This is a genomic window from Streptomyces sp. NPDC057654 (assembly GCF_042800135.1).
Classification (GTDB): Bacteria; Actinomycetota; Actinomycetes; order Streptomycetales; family Streptomycetaceae; genus Streptomyces.
Genome location: NZ_JBHVHQ010000735.1, coordinates 1 through 4,371, shown reverse-complemented (window position 1 = coordinate 4,371; position 4,371 = coordinate 1). Strand labels below are relative to the sequence as shown.

Sequence of the window (4,371 nt, the reverse complement as noted above, 5' to 3'; positions counted from 1 at the left end):
CCCCTTGGGTGTCCGGCCGAGGAGGGAACCCCGCCTTCCCCACCCGCACCACGACGGCGCGGCAGCTGACCATTCAGCCCCCTCCCCTCCGAGGAGGACCCGCCGGAGGCATGAAATCTCTGAGGCCGGCACCGGCATCACCACAAGGCGGACTGCACACGGGGCCCGAAGAGCGGCGCCCTTGTCGCCGGCGGGGCCTCGACACGGGGCGTTGCCGGTCGCAGTACCGCGGGGCAGTACCCGCCTTCTCCCTCCCACTGGTCGGTCGCTACACGTTCGGCGCGCGCCTCCTGCTCCACGAGGGTCACCGGCCTCCGGTACAGCCGGTGTGCGCTGGAGTCGAGCGGCGGCAGCCTGCGGGCAGCGGCCTTCTGGTCATCGCGGCGCTTGTAGCGTCGGCGGCCCCTCGCGAACCGTGCTTCGTAAGCGTCCCGGTCACTGGCATGCGTCATCAGCACCGTGGCCCCCTGACGGGTCGTGGGGGCTGACCCCCGCGCCGAGCAGGCCCTGACCAAAGGTTCAGGCCGTACCAGCAGGCCCCGACCCGCTCGATCGGGCCCGCCAGCGGTGCGACGACCGGCCTCGTCGCCAGGGCACTCTCTACGATGCTGTACGGGGGCCGTCAGGGCGTAGGCTTGGGTCCTTTTGGCCAAGTGGAGACGGCGAGCCCGGTCTGCTGGCGCCCGGCCCGTTCACCGCTGCCTGAGGCGATCGGGCTGGAGCGTGTCCTGCAACAGCGCGTGGCGGAACTGATAGCGCGGTCCGTCCGCGCGCAGGACACGGCGAGCGTAGGCGTCTTCGAGAAACTGCATGCCGCGGGCGGGGAAGCTGCCTGCGAGGCGCAGTTGGAGGAAGAAGAAGGTGCTGCGCCAGGCGTCGGAGCTGGCGATCATGGCCCCGACGCCGAACGGCAGGGCCAGGCCGACGGTCTGGGAGAGGGCCACGACCACGGCGGGCCCCCCGACGACCCCATGGGCGTACATGGTGATCTCACGGATCCCGAAACCAAGCCCGACGCACAGCCCGAAGACCACACCGAAGAGGAGAGCTCCACGTCGTTCCCGTCTCCAGGCCGCGTCTCTGCCGACCAGAGGGTCAATACGCGACGCAGGTCTTGCGGCGCCGATGACGAGAGCCGCGATGAGCATCCCCCAGATGCCGTTGAGCAGTCCTGACAGTGGTGCGGGCGGGTTCACCTGGAACAGGTACCTCAGACCTATCGGAATCCCTCCCGCCATGGCACCGGCGAAGAGGGGCAGCCTCGAATACCAGGATCTGGCCCTGGCCCGCCAGCCTCGCCCCGCATGCGGATGGACCCGCATCGCCGCGCGGGCGGACAGCGCACCGCTTCCCACGCCGACGACGAGGAAAGAGATCACGAAGAGCGCGATCTTCGGCTCGCCGAAGTAGTTCCCCTTGCTGAAGAGGAACTCGGTGCTCCAGAACCCGATCAGGGTTCCGACGACTATGCCCACGCCCGGATTGAAGTTTATGCTCCATGAGTTCCTCCGGCGGAGGAACCGCTGGCGGAAGTCGTTGGGTCCGGGATCGCGCAGTTCCGCGATCATCCCGGCGCCGAGACCGAGCACGAGTCCCATGACCACCCCGTAGACAACTCCTCCCTGGGCCCCGGAGATTCCCTGCGCCGAATACTGTCCGGGTCCGAAAGCCAGGAGCCCGCCAATCGCGCCGAAGGCGGTGGACAGAGATCCGAGCATCAGAATCCTGGGAAGAGCGGGGGCCCAGTGCGGCAGGCGGCGCCAGTCGAAGCTGTATGTTCCGTGCTGCGCCATCTCGGAAGCCAGGTAGCGCAGCCAGCCGCGAGCCCTTCCGTGTTCATAGGGCCCCGGGGCTGCGAATCGCTTTGGCTGGTAGACGGTGTTGACGAACCGGTCCAGCAAATAAGTCACAACGTCGTCCGTGCTAAAGAAGCGGTCTACGGTGAGCAGTTCGGACACGTCTTCCGGGTTCGGGAAGGAGTCCCGGACCAGGGTGAGCGGGAGTGGCGAATCCAGGGCGTGGGAGAGAACGCTTTCCGGGTGGTCCCGCAGATGAGCTATTAATTCCTGCCACGGCCGGGGAGCGGGGCTCACCTGGGTGCGTCGTAAGTACTCGGCTGCCTCCCTGCTCGGGATCGGGTCGAGTTCCAGCGCGGCGGCGCCGCGTATGTGTGCGTGCGGGACGGTGCCCATGAACTCGTCGACGCGAGAGAAGAGCACGACGCGGGAAGCAGAGTGTTCGCTGATTCTCTCCAGTGCGATCGGCCGGAGTTCCACGGCCAGTTCGTCGAAGCCGTCGAGGAAGAAAGAGATCTGCCCCTGTTCTATGAGACGTGCTGCGGCTCTCGATCCGTATTCGGGCAGTCGCAGAAATGGATAGTCCTGGGACAGGTGCGCGGCCGCCCATTCGGTGAGGCTCTGGTACCTGCCGTCCCAGCCCGTCATGTTAAGCAGGACGGGCACGGGGATGCGGGAGCGCCCCTCCGAAGCGTCGCGGCGATGCCTCAGCATCTCCAGGACGGCGAGCAGCCCCGCTTCGGACTTCCCGCTCCCGGGGCGCCCGAGCACAATGACGCGTCCCGAAGTCAGACCTCCGTGGACTTTGAGCAGATCACTCATTCCACCGGTTCTCAGCGCGGAGACTTCGATGCTTTGAAAGCCGGGTACGGGGTGAAAAGGGGGAAGGCCGCCGGTGTTGCCCAGCGCTGCTTCCATCGGGCCGGTTGCCGCATGACGTGACCAGCGCCAGCGGACCGGGATCGGCGCCGGGGAATAAAGTTTTCGGTCGCGTGCCGTTCTCTCCCACTGCTGGAGGACCTGCGCGGCCAAATGATCCGCCGCCGAATCCAGTCGTGCACCTTCTCCGCGGGCTGCCCGAGCGTCCACGCGTCCGGCGCGGTATGCCGCCCAGGTAAGCCACAGTCCGGGAAGCCCGGTCACCAAGGTGGTGATCTCCTGGGTTCCCTTCGGGAATAAGTCGATCTTCATGGATGCCGCAAGGAAAGCGCAGAGCAAGAGTAAAATCCCTATGGCTCCAGCGCTTCGCGCTCTCATAAGCTTCTCCCGAAAACGATATCGAGTTATCGTCAAATTCGATGCCGAGAAGTGCGCCCAAGACGCATCAGACCGTATTCAGTTGCGAAGGCCAAGGGCGCATTTGTGAGGATCTCAAGGGCGGGTGCGGCGGCGCACGGTCGTCGGACGGCCGGACGGATGAGCGGAAGCGCCCTCATTAAGGAACGCCCCCGACAATCTTACACCCGTCTGAGCAGCATGGATGAGCTCGACCTATAGATAAGCTTGACTCTGTCGGGGATCTCGGGGTTTCCCGGCGCGGCAGCATGATCAGCGGGCATGCTCGCGCTGTTCCGTAGGCCGATGCCGTCGTCGAGGTGCCCGTTGTCGCTCCGCCCCCGTTCCGGTGAGCAGGTTCCGTCTCTGACCGCGCAGGTCGCGCGGGCGAGTAACCCGGCCGGCACGACGGCGATATGGGTACGGGACCGCCTTGACGGGCTGTGGACCGAGGACAACCCAAAGCCCATCTGCAGCACGTGCTTACGGCCATCGCCGTGAACATCGAACGGCTCAGCGGACTACCACCCGCCGAGGAAGCACTCACGCCCCGCCGCCCGACTGCCTTCCAGCACTACCTCGGCCAGCGCGAGATACCCCGACCGAAGTCCTGGCGCACCCTGGGCAGCTGACCCCAGCGGCACCAAGATCCCCGACAGAGTCAAGCTCAAGTACTCGGGCGTGCCCCGCTGTCCATCCGAGTTCAGCGACATGCTGTTCCGCGAGATACCGGTTCGTCGCTGCCCGGTCCCGATTCTCCCGGTCCATGCCGGTGGCGTCCCGCTCCTCGCTCTCGTGCTGAGCTTCTTCCTGGCGCCGGGCGCTCTCCTGTTCGGCGTGTTCGGCTGCCGTCAAGGTCCGTTCCAGCTCGGCCCGTAGGTCGGCGGCCGTCGTCGCGATGCCGGCGGCCGACTGGGCGCGGACGGCGTGGTCGACGGCCTGCCGGGCGCAGTGCAGCAGGGAACTGTTCGGCATGGCGGGGTCGTCGGCGTATTGCTCGCGAGGTCCGCGTACCTTTCGGCGTCGACGGCTTCCTTGTGGGCGGCGTGCATGGCCGACTCCAGTCGGGCGGCGGCGCCAGGTCGGCAGCGGGCTGCGGCGGTCATAGCGTCGTCGGCGGTGGCGGCGACGATGGCGGCTTGCCTGGCGACCTGGAGGCACGTCTGCGGGGTTGGTTCTCCTGCCGGACCGGCAGGTTGCTGCGGATAGGCGGCGCATGCATTCGTGAGCATGGGGTGTTCCTGACGTTGGTGTGGCTCGGTGGTGCGGTCGGGGTGCGCGTCGCGCCCCGTTCGTGGGG

General features: G+C 66.9%; 2 protein-coding genes. One reads left to right on the top strand and one right to left on the bottom strand.

What is annotated here, in order from left to right:
- Positions 1–692: 692 nt before the first annotated feature.
- Positions 693–2,987 carry an NACHT domain-containing protein gene (locus ACFU99_RS34705; RefSeq protein WP_384399881.1) on the bottom strand — a complete coding sequence of 765 codons (2,295 nt, stop codon included), beginning with the start codon at positions 2,985–2,987 and terminating at the stop codon, positions 693–695.
- A 581-nt stretch (positions 2,988–3,568) separates the two neighbouring features.
- Here ACFU99_RS34705 and ACFU99_RS34700 point away from each other — a divergent pair.
- A complete protein-coding gene (locus ACFU99_RS34700) occupies positions 3,569–3,703 on the top strand; it encodes a hypothetical protein (protein ID WP_384399878.1) in 135 nt (44 codons plus the stop codon).
- The last annotated feature ends 668 nt before the right edge of the window (positions 3,704–4,371 follow it).